Source organism: Nonomuraea sp. NPDC049269, assembly GCF_043197155.1.
GTDB lineage: Bacteria > Actinomycetota > Actinomycetes > Streptosporangiales > Streptosporangiaceae > Nonomuraea.
On sequence record NZ_JBICSO010000001.1, the window covers coordinates 1142582 to 1165675 of the forward strand.

The 23094-nt window shown below is 68.5% G+C and carries 26 protein-coding genes; 17 read left to right on the forward strand and 9 right to left on the reverse strand.

The features are described from left to right. Nucleotides 1-110: 110 nt before the first annotated feature. A complete protein-coding gene (locus tag ACGFNP_RS05300) occupies nucleotides 111-1157 on the reverse strand; it encodes an SDR family oxidoreductase (protein WP_393315045.1) in 1047 nt (348 codons plus the stop codon). Between the two features lie 101 nt (nucleotides 1158-1258). Further along, nucleotides 1259-1555: a hypothetical protein gene (locus tag ACGFNP_RS05305; protein ID WP_393315048.1), complete on the reverse strand. Its 297-nt coding sequence runs from the start codon at nucleotides 1553-1555 to the stop codon at nucleotides 1259-1261. 164 nt (nucleotides 1556-1719) lie between these two features. On the opposite strand from ACGFNP_RS05305, the gene ACGFNP_RS05310 reads away from it, so the two are divergent. Continuing rightward, nucleotides 1720-1995 (forward strand): hypothetical protein, encoded by a 276-nt coding sequence (locus ACGFNP_RS05310; RefSeq protein ID WP_393315050.1) that lies wholly within the window; start codon nucleotides 1720-1722, stop codon nucleotides 1993-1995. Nucleotides 1996-2024: 29 nt separating this feature from the next. Then, nucleotides 2025-2363, forward strand: coding sequence for a hypothetical protein (locus ACGFNP_RS05315; protein ID WP_393315053.1), 339 nt, complete (start codon nucleotides 2025-2027; stop codon nucleotides 2361-2363). A 137-nt stretch (nucleotides 2364-2500) separates the two neighbouring features. Here the strand turns inward: ACGFNP_RS05315 and ACGFNP_RS05320 are convergent, their stop codons facing one another. The 3 genes from ACGFNP_RS05320 to ACGFNP_RS05330 all read right to left on the reverse strand — a co-directional run bounded on the left by ACGFNP_RS05320 (nucleotide 2501) and on the right by ACGFNP_RS05330 (nucleotide 4941). Next, on the reverse strand, nucleotides 2501-3397 hold the full coding sequence (locus ACGFNP_RS05320; RefSeq protein ID WP_393315056.1) for a hypothetical protein: 897 nt from the start codon (nucleotides 3395-3397) through the stop codon (nucleotides 2501-2503). Further along, nucleotides 3394-3906: an RNA polymerase sigma factor gene (locus tag ACGFNP_RS05325; RefSeq protein ID WP_393315059.1), complete on the reverse strand. Its 513-nt coding sequence runs from the start codon at nucleotides 3904-3906 to the stop codon at nucleotides 3394-3396. The genes ACGFNP_RS05320 and ACGFNP_RS05325 overlap by 4 nt, the downstream gene beginning before the upstream one ends. A 267-nt stretch (nucleotides 3907-4173) precedes the next feature. Then, the gene (locus ACGFNP_RS05330) at nucleotides 4174-4941 is read right to left on the reverse strand and encodes an alpha/beta hydrolase (RefSeq protein ID WP_358328968.1); all 768 of its coding nucleotides are present in this window, start codon (nucleotides 4939-4941) and stop codon (nucleotides 4174-4176) included. 241 nt (nucleotides 4942-5182) lie between these two features. On the opposite strand from ACGFNP_RS05330, the gene ACGFNP_RS05335 reads away from it, so the two are divergent. Both ACGFNP_RS05335 and ACGFNP_RS05340 read left to right on the forward strand, forming a co-directional pair. Further along, nucleotides 5183-5785, forward strand: coding sequence for an AAA family ATPase (locus ACGFNP_RS05335; RefSeq protein WP_358328964.1), 603 nt, complete (start codon nucleotides 5183-5185; stop codon nucleotides 5783-5785). A gap of 59 nt (nucleotides 5786-5844) precedes the next feature. Beyond that, entirely contained in the window at nucleotides 5845-5979 is a 135-nt protein-coding gene (locus ACGFNP_RS05340) for a hypothetical protein (protein ID WP_393315063.1), read from the forward strand. On the opposite strand, the gene ACGFNP_RS05345 is transcribed toward ACGFNP_RS05340, so the two are convergent. After that, nucleotides 5952-7157 (reverse strand): alpha/beta hydrolase family protein, encoded by a 1206-nt coding sequence (locus ACGFNP_RS05345; protein ID WP_393315066.1) that lies wholly within the window; start codon nucleotides 7155-7157, stop codon nucleotides 5952-5954. The genes ACGFNP_RS05340 and ACGFNP_RS05345 overlap by 28 nt on opposite strands. A 40-nt stretch (nucleotides 7158-7197) precedes the next feature. Beyond that, nucleotides 7198-8148 carry an AraC family transcriptional regulator gene (locus ACGFNP_RS05350; RefSeq protein ID WP_358328958.1) on the reverse strand — a complete coding sequence of 317 codons (951 nt, stop codon included), beginning with the start codon at nucleotides 8146-8148 and terminating at the stop codon, nucleotides 7198-7200. A gap of 61 nt (nucleotides 8149-8209) precedes the next feature. On the opposite strand from ACGFNP_RS05350, the gene ACGFNP_RS05355 reads away from it, so the two are divergent. The 8 genes from ACGFNP_RS05355 to ACGFNP_RS05390 all read left to right on the forward strand — a co-directional run bounded on the left by ACGFNP_RS05355 (nucleotide 8210) and on the right by ACGFNP_RS05390 (nucleotide 15073). Further along, complete coding sequence (locus tag ACGFNP_RS05355; RefSeq protein ID WP_393315069.1) at nucleotides 8210-8938, forward strand: SDR family NAD(P)-dependent oxidoreductase; 729 nt, start codon at nucleotides 8210-8212, stop codon at nucleotides 8936-8938. A gap of 79 nt (nucleotides 8939-9017) precedes the next feature. Further along, nucleotides 9018-9251, forward strand: coding sequence for a hypothetical protein (locus ACGFNP_RS05360; RefSeq protein WP_393315072.1), 234 nt, complete (start codon nucleotides 9018-9020; stop codon nucleotides 9249-9251). A gap of 469 nt (nucleotides 9252-9720) precedes the next feature. Beyond that, nucleotides 9721-10143 carry a YncE family protein gene (locus ACGFNP_RS05365; RefSeq protein WP_393315075.1) on the forward strand — a complete coding sequence of 141 codons (423 nt, stop codon included), beginning with the start codon at nucleotides 9721-9723 and terminating at the stop codon, nucleotides 10141-10143. Nucleotides 10144-10275: 132 nt separating this feature from the next. Further along, the gene (locus tag ACGFNP_RS05370) at nucleotides 10276-11067 is read left to right on the forward strand and encodes a S1C family serine protease (RefSeq protein WP_393315078.1); all 792 of its coding nucleotides are present in this window, start codon (nucleotides 10276-10278) and stop codon (nucleotides 11065-11067) included. Between the two features lie 20 nt (nucleotides 11068-11087). Next, nucleotides 11088-12077, forward strand: coding sequence for a MoxR family ATPase (locus tag ACGFNP_RS05375; protein ID WP_358328943.1), 990 nt, complete (start codon nucleotides 11088-11090; stop codon nucleotides 12075-12077). A 3-nt stretch (nucleotides 12078-12080) separates the two neighbouring features. Next, nucleotides 12081-12965, forward strand: coding sequence for a DUF58 domain-containing protein (locus ACGFNP_RS05380; protein WP_358328941.1), 885 nt, complete (start codon nucleotides 12081-12083; stop codon nucleotides 12963-12965). A 110-nt stretch (nucleotides 12966-13075) separates the two neighbouring features. Next, nucleotides 13076-14026: a VWA domain-containing protein gene (locus tag ACGFNP_RS05385; protein ID WP_358328939.1), complete on the forward strand. Its 951-nt coding sequence runs from the start codon at nucleotides 13076-13078 to the stop codon at nucleotides 14024-14026. Beyond that, on the forward strand, nucleotides 14027-15073 hold the full coding sequence (locus ACGFNP_RS05390; RefSeq protein WP_393315083.1) for a VWA domain-containing protein: 1047 nt from the start codon (nucleotides 14027-14029) through the stop codon (nucleotides 15071-15073). A gap of 340 nt (nucleotides 15074-15413) precedes the next feature. Here ACGFNP_RS05390 and ACGFNP_RS05395 read toward each other — a convergent pair whose 3' ends face one another. After that, nucleotides 15414-16469 carry a saccharopine dehydrogenase family protein gene (locus tag ACGFNP_RS05395; protein ID WP_393315086.1) on the reverse strand — a complete coding sequence of 352 codons (1056 nt, stop codon included), beginning with the start codon at nucleotides 16467-16469 and terminating at the stop codon, nucleotides 15414-15416. A gap of 111 nt (nucleotides 16470-16580) precedes the next feature. Here ACGFNP_RS05395 and ACGFNP_RS05400 point away from each other — a divergent pair, with 111 nt between their 5' ends. Both ACGFNP_RS05400 and ACGFNP_RS05405 read left to right on the forward strand, forming a co-directional pair. Continuing rightward, nucleotides 16581-17528, forward strand: coding sequence for a helix-turn-helix domain-containing protein (locus ACGFNP_RS05400; RefSeq protein ID WP_358328930.1), 948 nt, complete (start codon nucleotides 16581-16583; stop codon nucleotides 17526-17528). Between the two features lie 302 nt (nucleotides 17529-17830). Beyond that, nucleotides 17831-18499 carry an HIT family protein gene (locus tag ACGFNP_RS05405; protein WP_393315089.1) on the forward strand — a complete coding sequence of 223 codons (669 nt, stop codon included), beginning with the start codon at nucleotides 17831-17833 and terminating at the stop codon, nucleotides 18497-18499. Here ACGFNP_RS05405 and ACGFNP_RS05410 read toward each other — a convergent pair. After that, the gene (locus ACGFNP_RS05410) at nucleotides 18488-19228 is read right to left on the reverse strand and encodes a methyltransferase domain-containing protein (protein ID WP_393315092.1); all 741 of its coding nucleotides are present in this window, start codon (nucleotides 19226-19228) and stop codon (nucleotides 18488-18490) included. The genes ACGFNP_RS05405 and ACGFNP_RS05410 overlap by 12 nt on opposite strands. Before the next feature lie 154 nt (nucleotides 19229-19382). Here ACGFNP_RS05410 and ACGFNP_RS05415 point away from each other — a divergent pair, with 154 nt between their 5' ends. From ACGFNP_RS05415 to ACGFNP_RS05425, 3 genes are read left to right on the forward strand one after another with little or no spacing between them, the layout of a single operon-like run. Continuing rightward, nucleotides 19383-20315 (forward strand): hypothetical protein, encoded by a 933-nt coding sequence (locus ACGFNP_RS05415; RefSeq protein WP_393315095.1) that lies wholly within the window; start codon nucleotides 19383-19385, stop codon nucleotides 20313-20315. Next, entirely contained in the window at nucleotides 20312-21754 is a 1443-nt protein-coding gene (locus ACGFNP_RS05420; protein WP_393315098.1) for a sulfotransferase, read from the forward strand. The genes ACGFNP_RS05415 and ACGFNP_RS05420 overlap by 4 nt, the downstream gene beginning before the upstream one ends. Before the next feature lie 56 nt (nucleotides 21755-21810). After that, a complete protein-coding gene (locus ACGFNP_RS05425; protein WP_358327071.1) occupies nucleotides 21811-23037 on the forward strand; it encodes a hypothetical protein in 1227 nt (408 codons plus the stop codon). Nucleotides 23038-23094: the final 57 nt, after the last annotated feature.

A 23094-nucleotide genomic window follows, 5' to 3' on the forward strand; every position in this document is an offset into this window, starting at 1 on the left:
ATCTATTCGCGACTGACTAGACATACGACAGACCGTACGATTACGCCCGCGCCATGTCAATGAAATCCGCGCGCAACCTGAGACTTGCCGCCTTGGACCCCTGCCAGGCGTCAGGAACGCTTGGCTTGCTTGACCAGGCCGAGGTCGAGCAGGCTTTGCGCGGTCGCGGTGACGCTGTCCTCGCTGGAGCGCGGCCGCCAGTCCAGGACGGTGCGGGCCTTGGCGTTGTCGACGTGCCGGACGAGGCCGAGGTCGCCGGCGATCCCGCGCATCGCGGGCGCGAAGCGGGCGACGAAGCGGATTAACCAGCTCGGCAGCCTGCGGGCCGGGACCTTCCGGGCGCCCTCGCCGAGCCGCCGCCGCAGGGTCAGGCAGACCTGGTGGAGGGAGACGGTGTCCCCGGCGGTGGCGATGAACCGCTGGCCGGCCGCGCCGGGATCGGTCATCGCCCGCAGGTGCAGGTCGGCGGCGTCACGGACGTCGACCACCGCGAAGGACAGGTCCGGCGCTCCCGGCAACCGCCCGTCCATCAGGCTCTTGATCAGACCGACGGAGCTGGCCAGGTGCGGGCCGATTACGGGCCCGAAGATGCCGACCGGGTTGACCACGGCCAGCTCCAGCGAGCCGCCCTCACGGTCCATGAAGTCCCAGGCGGCCCGTTCGGCCAGCACCTTGGACTTGACGTACGGGGTGACGCCCGGGCCGTCGGTGTCGGTCCAGTCCTCTTCGGTGAACGCGCGGTCGGTGGCGGGGTGTCCGTAGCCGATCGCGACGAAGGAGGAGGTGACCACGATGCGCCGCACTCCGGCGTCCCGCGCCGCGCGCAGCACCCGCAGCGTCCCCTCCACGGCGGGGACGAGCACCTCGTTCTCGTCCTTCGGGGCGATGGCGGGCAACGGCGAGGCGACGTGCAGCACGTAGGCACAGCCTTCGACGGCCTCGGCCCAGTGCGCGTCCGAGGTCAGATCCGCGACCACGAACGACAACGAGTCCCCCGCCACCACTCCGGCGACCTCCATGGCCTCGCGGACCTCCCGCTCCCGGGCGGCGGAACGCACGGTGGTCCGCACGCGGTAGCCCTCCTGGAGCAGCCGAGCGACGCAGAAGCCCGCCAGGAAGCCCGACCCTCCGGTCACCAGCACGGTGTCGCCGTTCATCGCATCCCCTGCCCTCATCGGATTGCGGATCTGACGGCCGTTCGGTTTTTTCCGGCTTAAGACACCATTTCATCGCATAAGCAGTCGGCGCCAGGCCCATGTCAGTAATACGCCAGCACAACGACAGTCAGAACAGCGACCATGATTTCGACAAGCGGCCCCGGAATGGCCACCCCATAAGAAATCCTGGAGAGATCCGCGACGAAAGGACGGCCCGCCTTGAGAATGACAGCCCGGTTACTCGCGATGACAGCACTGGCCGCAGGCATTGCGCTCTTCGCGGCACCCGCGGACGCCGCCACGGGAACGCTGATTCTTTCCTCCGGTCCGACCGGACCAAGAATAGTGTTCAACAATCCAACGGCCGGCTGCCACAGCACCACGTCGGCCTTCACCACGGTCACCAATCGTACGGACGTCTTCGTCACCGTCTACCAAGGAGCGCAATGCCAGGGATCATCGCTGGTCGTCGCGCCGGGAACGATTCCCATGCAGGTAGGAGATCGCCTGAGCGTCTCTATTCCGAGCTGACCGAAAAAAGGGAGAAAACATGCTCGATCGCATGGCAAGACGAGTAGTCACCGGTGCGGCCGGCCTGGCCCTGGCGTTGACTCCCATGGTCCCGGCATTCGCCACGCAGAGCGACCCGGCGAGCCGGCAGTCGGCGGGTCCCGCGCAGGTGGCCAGCCATCAAGAATTTGGCGGCTGGTATTCCAGCGCGCAGAGCTGCGCCGAAGTCGGCCGGGACTACGTGCACGGGAACGGCGCGATCGGATTCACCTGCCGGCCACTCGACGGCCGGTGGGCGCTCTGGGTCATCTACGACCCTTCGCCCTGACGTACGACGCGACAATCCAGGAGAGAACTATGCAGAAAACCAAGAAAGCCGCGACGACGCTCGCCATCATGGTCGCGCTGGGAGCCGGCGGCCTGACCCTGGCGGCGCCCACATGGGCGGACACCACTCCGTCCGTCGTAAGTTCGAACGCGACACCAGGAGTCTGGTACATCTTCAATTTCTACCCGGATGAGGGGACCTGCGAGGCGCAGCGTCGATGGGGCGCCAGTCAGGGCTGGTGGACCTGGGACCATTCGGCCTGCGCCACCAACGGGCGGGACTGGGCGCTCTTCCTTTACTACGACGCGGCGCCCAGCCAGCAGCGAACGACCCTTCCGGGCCTTCCTGAGGGCTGGCAGCGAGCTTGATCGCCGGACGAATGTGAGATAGCAGGAAAAGGTGCCTTCTATGCCTGCCTGGCGTAGGAGGCACCTTTTCCGCGCACATGCGATACCGCTACCTCACCGGCATTCCCATCAGCTGCAGCATCGGGGCCTGATTCCTCTCAGTTGGTAAGGTCGTCGTACCAATGGGGAGCGGCGACCTTCAGCGGGTCAGGGGCCGGCCCGGCGCCAGGACCGGGGACGACGTAGAGATCGACCGTGTCCGAGCTGTGGTCGCGGGAGCCGTCGACGATCCAGTCGTCCTTGACGCGGTCCACGGTGACGGGCTGCTGGAAGAAGCTGCCCTCGCGATAGTTCCACAGCAGGCGGTAGCCGACCTTCAGGCCGCGCCGGCGCAGCTCGGCACGGACCGCCGCGACCGTCTTGCCGTGGACCTTGTAGCCGTCCAGCGCCTCGTCGGCGGGAGCGTAGTCATCGTTGTCGGCGTAAGACTCTCCCGCTCTGGCGGGGCGACCCACCCCGAGGACGACCCGGCCGGGGAAGTCGGCGGGCATCCAGACCTTGCCGCAGAAGACCGACGCGCACGGCCGCACCGCCTGTACTCCAATGCTTCCGTGCCATTTGAAGCCCTCCGGAACGATCGGGCCGATCAGCGTGCCCACCTCGTCCGGTGCCACGGGGATGACCTTCACCCTGACGTTCAGCCCGACCGCGCGGAACGCCTCCTCGAAGCGCCGGTAGTCGGCCGCGGGGTCGGTGATGGTGACGCTGAAATGATCGTCGGCCTTCTTGATGGAGACGGCCGCGTTGGCGTACTCGGTGGCCGGACCGCCGGACGGCAGACCGACGCCGATGGCGACGGCCACGGCCAGGGCGGTGACCGCCGAGATCAATACGGGCCAGCGGCCAAGGACCCCTACTCCTGGGAGCCAGGACAGCCGGCGACGCGGGGGTGCGGTCGCCATGATCGCCGCACGCAGCTCGCGCGCGCCGGGCCCCTGATCCGGCGCGTACGGTGTGGGATCGATGGCCTTCACCAGGTGGTCGATGTCCTTCATGCTTCCCCCATCACGATCGTCGAGGACGGCTGCCGCTCCAGCGTCGCCGCCAGCCGTTTGCGCGCCCGGTGCAGACGGGTCCGGGCGGTGATCGCCGTACATCCCACGACTTTGGCGATCTGCTCGCTGGTCAGCTCCTCCCAGCAGGCCAGCGCCAGGACCTCCCGGTCCCGCTCGGACAGGTCGTCGAAGGCGGTTCGGACGTACTCCAGATCGACCGGTGTGCCCGTCCGGTCGGCGGCCAGCTCGTCACGGAGCCGCTCGGCGAGCACGGCCCGGCGTGAGGCACCGCGTTTCTGGTTGGCCAGGACGCGGCGGGCCACGCCGTACAGCCACAGCAACGCCCGCTCCCCCTCGGGCACGTCGCCGATACGCCGCCAGGCGGTGAGGAACGTCTCGGAGATGACGTCGGCGGTGTCGTCGGGGGAGCCGGTACGGCGGGCGGCGTACTGATATATCGCCGGGTAGTACGCGTCATAGACCGCTTCGAAGCGATCTCGGTGTGTCACAGAGTCTCCTTGCCACAAGGTGCCGGACACCCTGGTTAGTGTCCGGCATCCTTCGGGGCGTTGCAGATCGCCTGAGCGGTTCGCGCCGGGGTCACTTCCTGTCGTTCAATCACCGGCTACGGCGTGTCACTGATCTGCTGGTGGGCGGCAGGAATCTCGGCTGGGGACGCGTCGATGGCGACCTGGTAGATCGACGGCTGGGCCGTGACGACAGCGAGAAGACGCCTTCCGGCTTGCGCTTACGCCGGGCTGTTCTGCGACGGCAGGTCAGGCGCGGGTGCGGGCGTGGGGGTAGAGAGTGGAGAGCCAGCGGCCGAGTAGGCCCGCGAACGCCTGGGGGCGTTCCAGATGCAGGAAATGCCCCGTGCCGTCCCACGTGACCATCTGTGACCCGGAAGGCGCGGGGATCGAGGACTCCCAGGCGGCCGGCTCGCTCAGTGAGCGGACGCAGAGCACCGGGCGGGTGCGCCTGGCCAGGTACCGGCGCGTCGCGGGGCGGGCGCCGAACGCGTCCGGGCCCAGGTACATGCCCTCGTAGCAGGCGGCCAGCACATGGCCGGGAGTGGCGAGCAGTTGGTCGCGTACCGCGGCGGGCAAGGAGCCGAGCTGGCGGACGGCGGCCCGCGCACCGTCGGCCCGCAGGGCGGCCAGCCGTTTGGCGAACAGTCGCTCCTCGGCGGCGTCGGCCCCGTAGGCGGGATCGACGACCACCAGCGCCGAGACGTGTTCGGGGTGCTCCACGGCCATGGCGGTGACGACCTGGGCGCCCATCGAGTGCCCCACCGCCACGACCGGCCCGGCGCCGAGGCGGTCGAGCAGGGCGACGAGGTCGCCCGCCAGGTCGGCGGGCCGGTAGCCGTCCAGGGTCACGGGCGACTTCCCGTGCCCGCGCAGGTCGGCGGCGATCACGCGGTGGCCGGGCTGGAGCGCGTCGGCGATGGGATCCCAGGTACGGGCGTGCCCGCCCCAGCCGTGCACGAGCAGCAGGGTCTCGCCCTCGCCGCGATCGGTGTGGCACAGCGTTACGGGGGCCATCAGTGTGAGCCCTGGCGGATCATGGGACGCCCTCCTTGAAAGCGCTTTCCCGCCATACTAGCGGTCACCCGTCCGAGGAGCCCGACACCGAGCCCGGCCGATCGCCGAGATCGGTCCCCAGTCGAGGTCATCAGGCGAGGAGAAAGGGAGCAGGCTCACCAATGCTGCACGCTTATGGCCTGACATGCAGCAAAATGTGACCGAGGCGGGTGTCCGTCCTATCGGGGTGAAGGTGAGGATCTTGGCAATCTCGGCGCCGTCGGCTCCGGAGTCCGCTGGGACGTTGCGCTATCCGGCCGGATCCCTGGTGATCCTGACCGGCCTGCCCGGTGCGGGCAAGACCACATTGCTGCGCCGCCTGTACGCCCTGGACGGCACGGAGAGCCGCCCGGTCGTGGCGGGCTCGGTGGTGGTGATCGACTCGTCGCAGTCGCGGCTGCGGTGGAGCGTCAGCCTGGGCTGGGCGCCCAAGCCGGTACGTACGGCGGTGGTGTTCACGACGCACGTGTGGCGCATCGGCCGGGCGTTGCGGGGCGGGTCCGCGGTGATCGCGCACAATCGCGGCTGCGGGCCGGCCGTGCTGCACGGGTTCGCCTGGCTGGCACGACGGTCGGCGGTGCCGTTCCACCTGCTGTTGCTGGACGCTCCTCCCGAGGACGCGCTGGCCGGTCAGCAGGCCAGAGGGCGGGTCGTGGCGACGCGGACGTTCGCGCAGCACCATCGCCGCTGGGAGGCGCTGCTGGCGCGGGTCCGTGGCGGTCAGGCCGGTCCGGCCACCGGCGCGTACGTCCTGGACCGGCCCGCCGCCGACCTCCTCGAAGGCATCCACTTCGACGTCCACTGACGGGATCCCGCCGATCGGCTGACGAGGTTCCCCCGCCGACCTCCATGTGAGGCGGCGGAGTGGCAGGAACGCGGCGCCACCCCGGCTACGCCAAGGGCTCCGGTCAGGCGATGGGGCTGTGGAACACGTTCGTGACCACGACGCTGCGGCGAACAGGACAGAACTACTACGAGGTGGTCGGCTCGGCATGCTGACCGGGCCCCAGTACGCGAGCGAGGAAGCCGGACAGCGAGCTCTCGTAGCGGGCGCGGTCGGTGTTCCACTCCTGCGTGTGCCCGGCGCCCGGGAACTCCACGTACTGGATGGCCCACCCCAGCCGAGCCCCCGCCGCGGCGAAGTCCCGTGACGTCTGGACGGGGACCTCGACGTCGGCGTCCCCCTGGAGCACCAGCGCCGGCGGCTTCACCCTCGGCGGATGACGGAGCAGGTCGATCTGGCTGACGTCGATCCCGGCCCGCCACCCGGCGATCAGGTCGCCGGCCCGGGCCATCATCGTCGGCATGTGCATCAGACCGACCTGGAAGTCACTCGTCAGGGGCGCGCTGAGCAGCGGGTTCTCCAGGACGACGGCGGCGACGACCTCGGCCGACCGCGAGTGGGTGAGGAACTGGCCGACGACGGCCCCGCCCATGGACCCCCCGAACAGCACCACCCGGCGGGCGCCCCTGCCCTGCGCGGTGCGGACCGCGGACTCCAGGTCGCGCCATTCGGACGCGCCGAGGTGGATGAGCCCGTCGGGAGAGGCCGGAGCCCCCAAGTCGTTGCGGTAGGTGATGTCGAGCACCGGCAGCCCGAAGCGGTGCATCGCGGGGATGGCGTGCAGGGTCGCCTGGCGCCGGCCGTTGCTGCCGTGCACCATGATGGCCCAGGTCGTGGCGGCGGGGTCGGCGGCGGGGATGTACCAGGCGGGGGCGTCGCCGAGTTCGGTGGGCACGGCGATCTCGGTGAAGCCGAGGCCGAGCGAGGTCTTCGGGTCGCCCTGGAAGGTCGACGTCACGCTCACCGGCTGGCCGGTCGGCGGGGCGGTACCGCCGAGCAGTTCGCGCTCCACGCGCCCCGGCGCCTGGCCGACGATGTCGCCGAGCATGGCCGCGCCTCCGTCCCAGACCAGCCCCCACGCGCCGGGGCGCGCGGTGGCGGCGGACGAGGTGAGCGCGACGACCTTCCCGCCGCCGGCCGTCCGTACGCCGAGCACGCGTTCGGCGTGGTCACCGCCGGTCGGGTGAACGGGGTCGAGCATGACGCCGCTGCCGTACCAGCCGCCACCGAGCGTCCCACCCACCAGGACCACGGCCAGGACGACGACCACCAGCACGATCCGCCGCCACCGGGGGCTGCGGCGAACCACCTTGTCTACACCGTAAACGTTCACGTTTACACCGTATACACGAGGGCGGCGGCCGTACAGCCGATCAGGTGGAGCCGCGCCAGGCCGAGGGCGTGCGTCCGCGGGCGCGCTTGAACGCCACGCTGAACGCGAACGGATCCTGGTAGCCGACCTGACGGGCCACGATGGCGACGGTCTGCCGGGTGTCGCGGAGCAGGTCGGCCGCGAGGGTCATGCGCCAGTCGGTGAGATAGCCGAGCGGCGGCTGACCGGCCAGGGCGGCGAAGCGCTGGGCGAAGGCGGCGCGGGACATGCCGACCTTGGCGGCCAGCGAGGCGACCGTCCACCGGTGGGCGGGTTCCTCGTGCATGAGGCGCAGCGCCTCGCCGATCGCCGGGTCGGTCAGCGCCCGGTACCAAGCGGGCGGCGTCGCCTCCGGCCTGGTGCACCAGGCCCGCAACGCGATCACGAAGACCAGATCCAGGAGCCGGGCCAGAACCGCGTCCTGGCCCGGCTCGTCGCGGGCGGCCTCGGCGGAGAGCAGATCGAGGGCGGCCCGGGTACGCGGCCCCGCGGGCACGACCGCCAGCGGCGGAAGCAGGCCCAGCAGACGGGAGGCCGCATCGCCGTGCAGCTCGTACGCGCCACGGAGCATGATGGTGGCCCCGGACACGTCGGCGCCGTACGTGCGGGGGGCCGGCATCGGGCGGGGGGCCGCCGGTGCGCCGGTGGGGAGATACTTGCGCCCGTCCCGGATCACGAACTGGGGCGCGGTCGCCGGGGCGTCCGAGATCGTGTACCCGCCCGGGTCGGTGATCAGGGCGATGTCACCCGCGGCAAGGCGCGTGGGAGCGGAATCCCCGAGCCGGATCGAGGCATGGCCGCCGAGCGTGGCCGCGACCGTGAGCGGCGGCGCGTCGGCGTACGTCATCCCCCACGGAGGCCGCTGGATCAGCCGTCTGACCAGGGCGTTCTGCGCGCGGGCCCGGTGCAGCAAGTCCGTCAGCACATCCACCCGCTCAGCGTAGACGATCACAAAGGTATTGCAGATGTTCTCCCATGGATCGTCTCGGCACCGGTGAGGTTGGCTGGACGGCATGACGAAATCCATCGCAGTGTTCGGAACCGGTCCAGGTGTCGGCCAGGCAGTCGCCCGCCGATACGGAAAGGAAGGGTACGACGTCGTCCTGGTCGCCCGCCGCCGGGGACCCTTGGACCTGCTCGCCCGGGATCTGTCCGCCGATGGCATCACCGCCCACGTGATCACCGCCGACCTCGACCAGACCAGCGCCGTCCCGGCGCTCGCCGAGCAGATCCGCGCGAGCGTCAGGAACCCCACGGCCCTCTATTACGGCCCGGTCCCCACGGACCCGGGCTTCGTTCCCGCCGTCGACCTCACCCCGGAGCGGCTTCAGGACCGCATGCCGATCACGATGTACACACTCCTGGCCCTGGTCCGGGAGTTCCTCCCCGCCATGGTCGAGCAGCGCGACGGCGCCATCCTCAGCGCCCAAGGGGCCGCCGCCGTCCGTGGCCGGCCGAACATGAGCGGCTGGCCCACGGTCCTGGCCGCCCAGCGGAACTACCTTCAGTCGCTCGCGGCCGAGGTCTCCGGCAAGGGCGTCTATGTCGGCATGCTCTACATCGGCGCACGCATCGCGGGCACCCCCTTCGACGCCGACTATGAGCGACGCCGGGCCCAGGGCGAACCCATGCCCGACATGGCCGCCGCCGACCCCGCCGAACTGGCCGACATCCTCTGGGACATGCACGCCCAGCGGAATCGGCACGAAACCGTCGTCCCCACCGGCCTCCTGGACGGATAACGCCGAACGCCATCAGCAAGCGGCTGGCAGGCAGAGCGTCGGCTGGTTCTGTTCCGCGACGGGCCCCGCTCCCCATCCGGTGGAAGGTCCGTACGCGCTGGAGAATGTGCCGGGAGAGCTGCTGTTGTGGGGCGTTCTCCTGCAGCCGGTCGTCGTGGCCGGCCTTCTTCTGCGCGGGTCACGCCGGGCCACGCTCACCGCTGTCGTCGTGGTCGGCACCGTGCTCGCGTTCGGGCTGGTCACCGCGCTTCTCCTGCCGGGCCCCGACCCGTGCACCGGACAGGAACGTGCGTCCTACCGCCCTGGCCCTTGATCGTCTGTTACCCGGTGGCTGCGGGGCCGCTGCTCCTGACGGCTCGGTCACCCCTGAACCGGAGACCGTACGGGCTCATCCTGTGGGCAGGGGCCGTGGGCACGGCGGCGTGGGCGGCGATCCCCGGGTGTGAATCTCCTGGGCTGGGATCGTCCGCCTGGCACGAAGCATGATCCGCGGACGGGCCAAGGATCTCGCCGTCGCAGTTGTACTCGTGGCCGGCAGCGTCTGGCTGATCGCCTCGTCCTTCACACCGACGCGGTAGGAGGGCAAGCGCCCACGGCGTCCCCGCGCGTGATCGGGTGGTGACTGATTACGGATCTTGACCGGACGTGGGTTCTCTGGCTCGATCATGGCGTTCTCGTTTCGTTCTCGTCTTGCTCGGAGTGGAGTACACGTGCGCTTCTCACCCTCGAAATGGTCGGACGTCGTCCGGCCCATACGCCGATTAGGCGCCCTTCTGAGCACCATGACCATGACGGCCGGCCTCGTCGTCGCCGTGGCGCCTGTGGCCTCGGCCGCCGACTCGATAACAGACCTCGGCGTGTCCGTCGGCATCACCGCGCGTAGTGATGTGGTCGCGGGAGGAGGCAAGGTCTTCGTGGCCGCCGAGGACCGCATCGTGGTCACGGACACCGCTGGTGTGCTGATCGGCGCGGTCACCGATCTGTCGGGTGTGGCAGGTCTCGCGGTGGCACCGGATGGCGCCCACGTGTTCGCGGCGCTGCATGACTCGCACGAGGTCGTCGAGATCGACACAACGACCCTCGTGGTCACCCGGCGGATCGACCTCGCGGCGTACCCGTGCCCGACCGACCTGGCGCTGTCCGGCGAGGTGCTGTGGACCGCCTATGGGTGCGAACCGGACCTGCTGCCGTCGAACGTGACCTGACGGCGCGAACAGCCGCAGACGGTACGTGCATCATCGCCCGCGCTGCCCGCGTTGAGCTGCGGGGACCGGTTCCCAGGGAGTTCACAGGCGGAGTTTGTAGCACTTTCGACTGAGATTTATGAATATGGGGCGATGGAGCGCGTGCCGCAGGAGGCTGGTGCGGCCGAGGCTCAGGGAGTCGAAGCCGGAAGGGCTCGGCGGTTTGCCATCGGGGGCGGCGTACTTGTCGTCGTGGCGGTGCTGGCGTACTGGCTGGGAAGCAGCGGTGGGAACGGCGAAGCAGCCGCGCCCAGGCCGAGCGCGACGCCGACGCCCAGTGCGACGCTCACGGTGCCCGACGTCTACAAGAGGGTCGGGCCGTCGGTGGTGGTCATCCGGGCCGGGAAGTCGTTCGGTACCGGGGTGATCGCGGCCGAGGATGGGACGGTTCTGACCGCGCACCACGTCATCAAGGGCACGAAGGACATCAATCTGACGTTCGCCGACGGCACCAAGGCGAAGGCCGTTGTCGTGTCGTCGAATCCCAAGCTCGACGTCGCGACCCTCAAGCCCGCCAAGCTGCCGGAGATCGTCGTGCCGGCGACGATCGGCGGCGCCGTGGCCGTGGGCGCGCCCGTCGTGGCGATCGGCAATCCGCTGGGCCTGACCTACAGCGTCTCCACCGGCGTCGTGTCGGGCCTGAACCGGACCACCGGCCGGACCGCCGATGACGGCGAACTGGGCGGGCTCATCCAGTTCGACGCCTCCGTCAACCCGGGCAGCTCCGGCGGTCCCCTGCTCGACGCTCGCGGCCTGGTCATCGGGATCGTCATCTCGATGGCCGACCCGGGAGGCGACGACGCGTTCGCCGGCATCGCGTTCGCGGTGCCGATCGGCGTGGCCCTGGGCAGCGAAGGCGACGGCCCCGACGGGCCCCAGATTTGACCGACGAGAAGGAACACCAGATGACCTCGACCAGATCCCCCGAGTCGGCCCATCCGCTCGAACATGTGCTGTTCGAGGTCAAACGTACGATCGTCGGGCAGGACGTGCTGCTGGAGCGCATGGCCGTCGCGCTGATCGCCGACGGTCACCTGCTCGTCGAGGGCGTGCCGGGCCTGGCCAAGACGCTCGCGGTGCGGTCGCTGGCCGCCGCGATCGCCGGGAGTTTCCAGCGCGTGCAGTTCACCCCCGACCTGGTGCCCGCCGACCTCGTGGGCACGCGGGTCTACCACCAGCACTCCGGGGAGTTCCGGACCGAGCTCGGCCCGGTGTTCGCGAACCTGCTGCTGGCCGACGAGATCAACCGCGCCCCCGCCAAGGTGCAGAGCGCCCTGCTGGAAGTGATGCAGGAGCATCAGGTGACGATCGGCCGGGAGACGTTCCGGGTGCCCGAGCCGTTCCTGGTCATGGCGACGGAGAACCCGATCGAGTCGGAGGGCACCTATCCCCTGCCGGAGGCGCAGGTCGATCGTTTCATGATGAAGGTGGTCGTCGACTATCCGACGCAGGCCGAAGAGCAGGCGATCGTCGACCGGGCGCTGCGTCCGCCGGAGCCGCCGCAGCCGATGGTGACCGCCGAGGACCTGATCGCGATGCGCGCCCGCGCTCAGGAGGTGTACGTCGATCCGGCGATCGTCGACTACGCGGTACGGCTGGTCGCCGTGACGCGCTCCCCCGCGACGGCCGGGCTCGGCGAGCTGGAACGGTACGTCACCTACGGGGCGAGCCCGCGAGCATCCATCGCGCTCGTCAAGGGCGCCCAGGCGCTGGCGTTCCTGCGCGGCCGCGACTACACCCTGCCGCATGACCTGTCCGAGCTCGCGCTCGACGTGCTGCGCCACCGCCTCGTGCTGTCGTACGAGGCCCTGGCGGACGACGTCGACGCCGACACGATCATCACCAGGGTGCTCGGGGCCGTCCGGGCGCCCGACGTCGTCCTGCAGAATCGCTGAGCCATGGCCACCGCCCCCGACAGGCTCCTGCTCCGCCTGGAGTGGAAGGTCGTCCGCAGACTCGACGGCCGGCTCCAGGGCGCCCACCGCACCGCGCACCGCGGCTCCGGGATCGACTTCACCGGATTGCGCGCCTACAGCGACGGCGACGACGCCCGGCACATCGACTGGAACGTGACCGCACGGCTGGACGAGCCGCACCTGCGCGTGTTCACCGAGGACCGCGAGCTGACGGTGTGGCTCGTACTCGACCGGTCGGCGTCGATGGCGGCCGGTCGGCCGGGGCGTGGCAAACACGACGTGCTCGCCGACCTCGCGCTCGTCCTGGCCCGGCTGTTCGGCCGGGGCGGCAACCGCGTCGGCGCCCTGCTGTTCGACACCGGGATCGTGCGCGTCGTCCCCCCCGGCACCTCCCGGCGGCACGCGCTGCGGATCGGCGCCGAGCTGGAACGCACCTCCACGGTACGCGGCGGCGCCACCACCGACCTGGCGGAGATGCTCGACGCGGCCGGACGGATCGCGCGCCGCCGCGCGCTCATCGTCGTACTGTCGGACTTCATCGGCGACGGCGACTGGGAACGCTCGCTCCAGCGCCTGGCCCGGCGGCACGAGGTGGTCGCCCTGCGGATCGTGGACACCGCCGACGACGTCCTGCCCGAAGCCGGGCTGATCGTGGTCGAGGACGCCGAGACCGGCGAGCAACTCGTCGTCGACTCCGCCGACCCGCTGCTCCGGGTCCGCTTCCGCGAGGCCGTCGACGCCCGCGACGCCCGGCTCGAAGCGGGCATGCGCCGGGCCGGGGTGCCCGTCCACCGCATCGACACCGAACGCGATCTGGCCGAGGCGCTCGTCGAGGTCGTCGCCCGAACCCGGGACCGGTCGTCATGACCGGGTCCGTCGCCCGTATCTGGGAGCGGTCGCCATGACCGAGTTCGTCGCCCGTACCTGGGACCGGTCGTCATGACCGAATTCGTGCTCCGGACCTGGGAGCGGTCACCATGACCCTGTCATCCCCGCTGCTGCTGGCCGTCGGGCTGCTCGTCACGGCGGCGCTCGCCTGGGCGGTCGTCGTCTCGGCACGCCGCCGGACGGCCGCCCTCGCCGCGGCCGGCGTCGCCGTGCCGGGCGGCCGGCGTACGCAGCTCGGCGTCGGCCTGACGGTCGCCGGCGTCGCGGTGCTCGCGATCGCCACCGCCGGACCGACGGCCATGCTGCCGGTCCCGCGGGCCGCGGGCACCGTCATCCTCGCCATGGACGTCTCCAACAGCATGGGTGCCGACGACGTGGCGCCCACCCGGCTGGCGGCGGCGCAGCGGGCGGCCCGCGCGTTCGTGGCGGCGCAGCCCGGCAGCGTCGACATCGGGGTCGTCGCGTTCGAGCGGGGCGCGCTCACAGTCGCACGGCCCGACGCCGACCACTCCCTCGCGCTCAAGGCCATCGACCGGCTGAAGATCACCGGCAGTACCTCGCTGGGGACGGCCATCACGGCCTCGCTGTCGGCGATCACCGGCAAGCCGGTGGCCATCGGCCGCGACGGCACCGCGCCCGACATCGGCTACTGGCCGTCGGCGACGATCGTGATGTTCTCCGACGGCCAGAACCAGGGCCCGAACATCGAACAGGCCGCGGCCGTGGCTCAGAAGGCGGGCGTACACATCCACACCGTCGGCGTCGGCACCACGGCCGGGGCGACGGTGAAGGTCGACGGCTATCTCCTGCAGACCTCGCTCGAGGAGGACACCCTCACCTTGATCGCGCAGACCACCGGCGGCGCCTACCACCCCGCCGCCGACGCCGCGCGGCTCGACGGGATCGCCGACACGATCAATCTGCGGCTCACCGTCTCCGACGAGCCGCTGCCCCTCGCCGGCGGGCTGATCGGCCTCGCCCTCGCGCTGCTCACCGGCGGCGCGGCGCTCACCGTGCTCCGGTCTGGACGGGTGATCTGAATGTCGTTCTCATGGCCGTGGGCGCTGTTGTCGGTCTTGGTCATCCCGCTGATCTTCGCCATCCGCGAGTGGGCGCGGCGCCGCCGCCGGCGGGCCGCCGTACGCGTCACCTCGATCGCGCTCGTACGGACTGCCCTGCCCGGCCGTACGCGCTGGACCCGGAAGATCCCCCCGGCGCTGTTCATCGCCGGGCTCACCCTGCTCGTGGTCGGCGCCGCGCGACCGCAGGCCTCGGTGCCGGTGCCGCAGACGTCGGCGACGATCCTGCTCGCGCTCGACACCTCCGGCTCCATGTGTTCCACGGACGTCGACCCCAACCGCATCACCGCCGCGAAGAAGGCCGCCACGGACTTCATCGAGTCACAGCGGGGCGGACCGCACATCGGCCTGGTCACCTTCGCAGGCACCGCAGGGTTGCTCGTCCCTCCCACCGACGACACCGACTCGCTGATCAAGGCGCTGGACAACCTCACCGTGTCCCGCGGCACCGCGATCGGGCAGGCGATGCTCGCCTCGATCGACGCGATCGCGGAGGTCGACCCCTCGGTCGCCCCCACCGGGGCGAAGCCCGGCGGCGGGGCCGGGTACGCCGGTGCCGCGATCGTCGTGCTCACCGACGGCGCCAACACCCAGGGCGTCGACCCGCAACTCGCCGCACAGGAGGCGGCCCTGCGCCGCGTCCGGGTCTTCCCCATCGGCTTCGGCACCACGAACCCCGCCCCGATGGTCTGCGACAACTCACAGTTCGACGGCGGCTGGGGCGGCGGCGGCTTCGGTGGCCGCGGCGGATTCGACAGGGGCCGCAACCCCCGTACCATCGACGAACCCGCACTCAAACAGATCGCCCAGACCACCGGCGGCTCCTACCACCGCGCGGAGAACGCCGACCAGCTCCAAAGCGCCCTCAACGCCCTGCCCGGCAGCTTCACCGTCATCCGCCAGCAGGTCGACACAGCTGCCGCCTTCGCCGCCGGCGGCGCCATCCTCATCGCCGCGGCCCTGTCCCTTTCCCTCTGGTGGAACCGCCCCCGGACCCCGACCCGCTGACGGTACCTGTAGCCGGTCCGGTGGAACCGCCCCGGAGCCTGGCCCGCTGACGGTACCCGTAGCCGGTCCGGTGGAACCGCCCCGGAGCCTGGCCCGCTTATGGCACCTGTAGCCGGAACGCCTCAGCGGTCCCCGGCCGGTTCGCGGCCGTTCACGTCCACTGGTGGGATCTGGACCGCATGACCGGACACGGGCGGCATCGGCCCAGGAGGTCGGCGGGCACACAGCCATCTCCAGCTGATTTCCTGGCACCGGCCCTGCTGACGGCCGCCCCGCAGGGGTGATCGGCCTGTCCATCTACCGCACTGACCACGGTCTGGATCCCGGTACGGGTCGCCGGTCAGCCGCGTGTGCCGAGCGGGGCGGTCAGCGGGTCGGTCAGCGAGAGATGCGCGGACAGGGCGCGGAGGAAGTCCGGGGCGTCGAAGATCGCGCCAGCGGAGGCGACGCCGGTGGTCCTGGTCCGGCCGGTGAGGATGCGGTCGACGGCCTCCACCGCGAGCGGCGCACTGATGGCGTAGATGTCCTGACCGGCGGCGACCACGCGGCGTTCCGTACCGCCGGAGCGGACGAGGACGTCGATGACGAAGGTCTGCGCGGAGCGGCCGCGCTCGTCCACGGCGGTCGGCGCCGAGGCGCCAGGAGCGGACAGGTCCGCGGCCGCCTTGGCGGTCATGTAGGTACGCACCTCCGGAATGGCCAGGTGGCTGGGAACGGTGACGACGTCGGCCATGGTGAACTCTCCGATGACGCTCTGGGGGCCGAGCGGAGCCGGGAAGGGCCACTCCAGGGTCGGCAGGGCGTCGTCGTGGTACTCCAGCCGTCCGCCGGTGAAGCGGACGCGGCGGCCACCCCGTCGCTGCCCCGAGACCACGCCCGCGGCGAGCGTTCCGGCAGTGGGGTGCCAACTGCTCAGGCCGTAGGCGATGTGCGCCTCGTCCGCCGCCGTCCAATCGCCCATCGCGGTGGTGACCAACAGGTCGCCGAGCCCGCCGTAGAAGGCCATCGCCGGGAGCACCACAGTGCCCGCGGCGCGGGCGCGCTCCGCGAAGTGCGCGAACGTGTCGATGTTCGCCTCGATCTCCGCCGCCACGTCCACATACGGGATGCCGGCCCGCAGCGCCGCCTCGACCAGCGGTGCGGCGGTCGCGGCGAAGGGCCCGGCGCAGTTGATCACGGCGACGGCGCCGTTCAGCGCCCGGTCGAGCGCGGCCGGATCGTCGACCGACGCCTGCCGCGCCTCGAGCCCCGGCTGGGCGTGCGCCAGCGCCAGCAACTTGTCCTGGTCGCGCCCGAGGAGCAGCGGAACGTATCCGCGCTCGCGCAACTCCGCGACCACGAACCGCCCGGTGTGCCCGTACGCGCCGAACACCGCCACGTTCCGACCCGATCCCATGCCTGCTCCTTGCGTACTCGAAGTGCTCGAAGTGCTTCAGTGCGTAAATCCTGTCCCGTTGAAGCATCGATGCCCAGCGTCCGGAACGACACGATCCGTACAATTCCCGACATGAGTTCCTTCCCGCGCTCCGTCGCGGTCGCCGCCACCGACGGGATGCTGCACTTCGAGCTGGCCCTGGCCTACGAGGTCTTCGGCTCCGCCCCGGACGCCGTGCCGGGCCCCTGGTACGACGTCAAGGTGTGCGGCACGCACGCCGTCCGGGTCGGCCGGTGGCTGATGGAGCCGGACTGCGGCCTCGACCGGCTGGCGCACGCCGACACCGTGATCGTCCCCGCCTTGGCGGACGTCGACCAGGACCCACCGGCCGACCTGGTCGAGGCGGTGCGCGCGGCCCACGAGTCGGGCGCGCGGGTGGTCTCCCTATGCACGGGCGTGTTCGTGCTCGCCGCCGGCGGCCTGCTGGACGGGCTGCGCGCGACCACGCACTGGGCCCACACCGAACAACTGGCCGCGCGCTATCCCCGGGTGGAGGTCGACCCGGACGTGCTCTACGTCGACAACGGCAGCGTGCTCACCTCCGCGGGCAAGGCCGCGGCGATGGACCTGTGCCTGCATCTGGTCCGCCGCGACCACGGCTCGGCGATCGCCAACGTGGTCGCCCGCCGCCTGGTCGTGCCACCCCACCGTGCCGGTGGCCAGGCCCAGTTCGTCACCACACCGGTGCCCGCCCAGGACGGCCACCCCCTGGCCGAGCTGCTCCCCTGGGTGATGCGACGACTGGACCAGCCACTCACCGTGGAGGACCTGGCCCGCCAGGCGAACATGAGCTCACGCCACCTGGCCCGCCATTTCCACGCGGTCACCGGCACCACCCCGCTGCAATGGCTGCTGACGCAGCGGATCCGCCGCGCGCAAGAACTGCTGGAGACCACGGATGACAGCGTCGACGCCATCGCTTCGGCTGCGGGTATGGGCACGGGGACGACGCTGCGCCGCCATTTCCAGCGCACCGTCGGCGTACCGCCGGACGCCTATCGCCGCACGTTCCGGGTGTGAGGCCGCGGTCCTCGGTTTCCGGGAACGCAACATCTGCTGTCGCATGTCCCAGGCCGTCGAGACGGCCGTATGAGGGCTTCAAGCAGGTCAGGAGACGCGATGTCGCTTGCCCTGCGTGCTGAGTCATCCAGATATGCAGGCGCCGCCATACCGCTGCTGCGGAAGTCGTAAATATAGCCATGACGCCATCTCAAGGTGGCAATCCCAGCACTATTCCTTACGCCGCATTACCCGTATCAGGAGAAGTGACACAAGTGCGCATCGGGGTGAGACGATCGGCATCCGCATTAAGGTGGCGTCACGTGGGGATTTTTGACCGGACTCTTGAGTGTCCTTTCTGTGTCCTGATAGCAGAGGGGCGATCGCCCGTTTGGAACCATTTATTTCATGCCGAAAATGGCGATGAGGTCATCTTCCAAACTGAATCCTTCTTGGTCGTCCTCGACACCGCGCCGCTGGCGGAAGGGCACCTGCTCATCATCACCGATCGTCACATGCCCTCACTCGCGGGCCTGTCGAAAACCGAACGCGATGAACTCCACGCGGTCAAGCGCGACGCGGAATCGAAACTCAGAGAGGTTTACGGCCCGATCACCTACTTCGAGCATGGGGCGGAGAGTTTCACCCGGCACGCCGGGGCGTGCATCGACCATGCCCATCTGCACCTGGTCCCGGGGGACATCGACATGCTCCCCCGCGTCGCTCGCGACTACCCGAATATCGAATCGTTCGTCTCGCACAAGGACGCGCTCGACAACCTCGCCGGCCAGGCCTACCTCATGTTCGGACGGGAGGCGGGCCCAGCATACGGAGCGCACGCCCCCGCCTGCATCACACAATACCTCCGACGTCTGGTCTCTGAAGCGGCCGAGTCCAAAGTCATGTGGAACTGGCGTGACTGCGTTCGCTGGGCCGATGCCCTCTCGGTCCGCGAGCAGCTTCTCAATGCCAGGAACAAACTACGTGCTTAGCCCCTGCGAACGGTGCGCGGAGCACTGCACTACACTTGCGCGATGATTGTAGATGAGCTCGTCGCACAGCGTAAGGCTGTCGACCGTGAAGCGTCCTTCAGCGGAGAGGACGTGCCGTGTGTACTCCTCGCTGAAGAAATGCCTGATCTGGCCTTGGCTCAGGAAGAGGTCAGGACCGAGATCGTCGCCTTCACCGTAGAGTGGGTCGTCGGTTGACCTGCAGGTGAACAGGATCTTTCCGGCAGGGCGTAGCACGCGATGTATCTCACGGAAGATCTCCCGGGTCACGGTGTCGGAGAAATAATGCAACGAAAGTCGTGCGTAGACCGTGTCGAAGGCTCCGTCCGGGAAAGCCAGGGACGCTCGCAGATCCTGGACGGAAAAGTGGACCCCGGACACTTCTTGGAAGCGCGTGTTCTCATGGATGGCGAACTCTGAGAAGTCCGTCGCGGTGACCGCATGCCCCTGTTTCTGCAGGAAGACGGCATCACTTCCGCTACCGCACCCCAGTTCGAGCACCCGCTGACTACGGCTGAGACTGTCGGCGAGAAGGCGAGCGAGCGGAGTCGGGCTCATTCGCTCCGCGCTGTTCCAGTATTTGCGATGGTACTCATTCCAGAGGTGCAGCTGATCGACGTCGACGCTCAACGGGAGCGGCGTCCCGTTCGGTGGATAGATGTCGTCGATGTCCTGAATGCCTACCGCTTGGTCCTTGATCAGGGAGGCCATAGCTGACCCTACCAAGGGCAGGCCAAGTCCGAGCGAGATTGGTCGCAGATTTAGCTTTCTTTACACATACCGGTCCGCTGCTACACTCAAGATTGATTGCACGGTCGGAAGTAACGCCGGGCTGGCTGGAAGGCCTGAATGCTCAGGACGACGCATGTCTAGCGAACCAACGGCGACGTGGAGCCCTGTTGAGCATGAGCGGGTCTTTCGGGTGCCCGGCCGCCGCGATCTGGCACCCCAAGCCGATATTCGTTCCAGTGCCGACCTAATTACCGCCTGTCCATTCTGCACCGGGGCAGGGAGTGCGCCGGCAGGGGGCGGCGTCCGGCTGGTGCCGAGCAAGCATCCCATGATTGCCTTGACGGAGCCAGGTTCCCTGACACAGGAACAGTTGCACTGGGTGCTCGTCTACGGCAGCTCTCATTCCCGACGGTTAGGCGACCTTCCGGCCACGGTCACCCAGGAATTCCTGGAACTTGTCTCTCACAAGACCTCGCGCCTTTTCGCCCACCCTTCGGTGAAGGCCGTTTTCGCCTTCGAGTCCGTGGGGGACCACTTCGGGCCCACGGTCGCGCATCCACACGGTCAGGTCGTCGGACTGCCCTTCGTCCCAAGACGTTTGACTCTCGCGCAAGCCGCTGAATCGTGTGCGGTTTGCGACTCCGTCATCAGACAAGACCTCACAGTGATGATCACGAGCCACGCACTGGTTCAGGTGCCCGCATGGTCGAGGCTGCCCTTTGAGATGATCATCTTGCCGAGAGTGCATCGGCCGGATCTCACGTCGCTGTCCGCCGAGGAGACCACGGCGATGGCGGACTGCTTGCACACGGGCCTGCGGCTGTGCCGGTTGACCCATGGGGGCGAGATGCCGCCCTACCTGATCAACGTAATGCAGGCCCCCAGGGGCGACACATCTCATCACCTGCGGATTGAACTGGTTCCGCTGCACAAGGACGAAAGGACGCTCAAGCGGCCGGGTGGCATGGAGCTGGGCCTGGGAATCTACCTCAACCCACTTCTCCCCGAGGTCGCTGCCGGGATTCTTCGCGAGGTGCTGCCGGGCGCGCGGAGGTGCCCGCCATGAAGCGTGTCCAGATCGTCGGGACCCAGCGTTCCGGATCGAACTTACTTCGCCTGCTGTTGGGGTCGCTCCCGAGCGTCTTCGCTCCGCCTTCGGCGCACAAGCTGCGGGACTTCCAAGACTTGGTCTCCCGGTATGGCTCGTTAGAGGCACCTTCGAACAAGAGGCGCCTGGCTGAGGACATGGGCCGGCTCGTCGATCTGAATGCCCTCGCATGGCCTCGCATCCCGGATCGGAGCCAAGCGGTTCTGGCAAATATGGGCGGATCTAGCCTTGCCCACGCCGTTTTAGCCTTTTACCAGGCTCACGCCAGATATTTTGGCAAGGAGGTATGGGTCAGCAAGTGTCTGGAGAACATCCACTTCATTGATCAGCTTATCGACACCGGCCTGCCAATCCTGTATCTGCACCTCGTGAGAGATCCACGCGACGTCGCCGTTTCGTTCTCCCGAGCGCCTATTGGTCCGAAGGATCCGCAGGCGATAGCTTTACGCTGGTTAGAGGACCAAGAGACGGCCTTGAAGGCGCATGAAAGGGTCGGTGACGATCATTGGCTGACCCTGCGTTACGAGGATCTTGTTACAGATCCGGAGATTGCCCTGGCTCCACTGTGTGACCGCATGGAGGTGCGGTGGTCGGCCACCGCCCTCGAATTCCATCGCCAGGAAGAAGCCCGATTCGCTGCGTCGATATCTGAGCTGTGGAACAATCTCGACCAGCCGATTCGGCGCGATCGCGTGTCCGCGTACAAAAGGTCGGCGACCACCGAGCTGATGACGGCGGTCGAGGACATCACCTGCGAGATTATGTCCACATTCGGCTATGCCGCTGAGCATGTCGCTGTATCGACCGAGGTCAGCGCTGACGAGAAAGAGGTCATTGTCATTCGTGATCGTGAGATACGCGCAGAATTAGCGGCCGCCCGCGATCCGGAGGCAGAAGCCGTCCACCTCGGGAGACTGCGTTTCCTGGAGGATCTCGAGGCCATGAGCCCGCCGGAGGGTTTTGGGGAGGATCTTATGTATGTGCAGTTCGCACAGAAAGCCGTGATCGAGTGGCAGGGAAGGCTACTCCTGATCAGGAAGAGCTGCGATGATCCGCACCAGCCTGGAAGATGGGAGTTGCCGGGTGGACGCATAAAGCAGGACGAATCACCGGATGAGGCGCTTGTTCGCGAGGTCCGTGAGGAAGTGGGCCTGGAAGTGCGTCCCGGGCGCCCGCTGGCTCTCTGGTCATGGCGGCTGGGCAGCGAACAGGGCGCCCCGACCGTGATCGCGGTCGCCAGGCTCTGTAAGGCCTGCGATGGGGAGGTGGACATGAGCCGGAATGACAAAGAGGATTTCATTGAAAAGTACGGTTGGTTCAAGAGAGACGAGGTCCTCGACCTAGACCTCATCCCCAGCGCCAGAGGCCCTATCGCGACGGTTCTCGCAAATCTCTAGCAGTTTGGTACAAATGAATGAAGCGCGTACGTGCGGGCAAGTCAGGGATGAGCTAGTTGCTGACGCGGCAGGTCCTGAGGGATGCTCAGTCCGAGATTGAGCGGCGGATCGAGTTGCGTCTGCAAGAGGAGGCCGGGCGACTTCCGGACTATGCCCTGGCTTCGGGCCAGTATCTCGACCATCCCGAGTACGAACAGCGCGGGCTCTACGGAACCGCGGCCACCATCCACATACTCGCTCGGCGCGCCACGACAGACCCCGCGGTCAAGGACCAGGTGGCGAAGTTAATCTACTACGTCGTCAACCGCAGTCAGGTGGAAAAGGCCACGGTAAGCCCTGCCGTGTACCGGGACCTGGTCGCGCGAAGAATCCGGCTGCAGAAGGCGGACATCTTCCGGATGGCGGACATCGGCTTCGCCCTTTCCTCTGTGAGCCCTGCCATCGCGCTGAGATCCGATGCGCTGACCTTGGTGCAGAGAGCTTTCGAGGGCGCACAGGCCGAGCCCGCTGGATATGCGGTGGGCAGCGAAGGAGGAGAGCCGGATCCCTTGGCCACGGCGCATGCCGTGCGCTGCCTGGCGGCGAACAACCTGCCCATCAGGCCGGAGGACTGGCGGTATCTTCGAGAATACCTGAGCATCGGTAACAACAACTTCATCCGGTGTTTCGTGCTTCTGGTGCTCGCCACCCATGATTTACAGATGGAGCGGAGGCAACTGCAGCACTCATGGAAGGAGATCTTCACCGCGCTTTCCGCCGGGTTCGACGGGCACTCGGAGGCGAACCACGAGTACACCCGGTTCGGGGCGCAGGACTATGTTCGGATCCCCTGGCAGATCTACTTGGTCCAATCGTGTGCCAAGCTGTTTCCCCTGACGAGATTCAATGGGTTCCCGATCCAGCGGAAGATGCTCGATGTAGCCCAGGAGGTCTGCGCTCCGACCGGGTTCAGGTACGAAGCATCGGGGAGCTATCTCTCCACCCGTACCTATGCGTGTGTCTGGCAGGCGATTGAAGAGCTCCTGACCGTCCACTTCAGACAGCCTCTTCCACGCATCGTCGTCCGCACAGTATCCGGAGTGACCCGTGTGCTGTCGAGCCGGCTCGCCGGGGTGTTCACGTACCTGCTGCTTGTCGCTGTCGCGGTCGGGTCGCTGGTCGAGTGGCTCAACTCCCCTAGCCGCTCTGTCGGCGAACTGGCCCCCAATCTGCTGGCCGAGGTCATGCTCATCATCACCGCGAGGCTGGAGCTTCAGGTGAGGCGGGCGAAGTATCGCCGCTGAGCCCTCGATCGGCGGTCGCGTATCCAGGCCCACCCGCGTATCCGGGCAGAAGGGCAC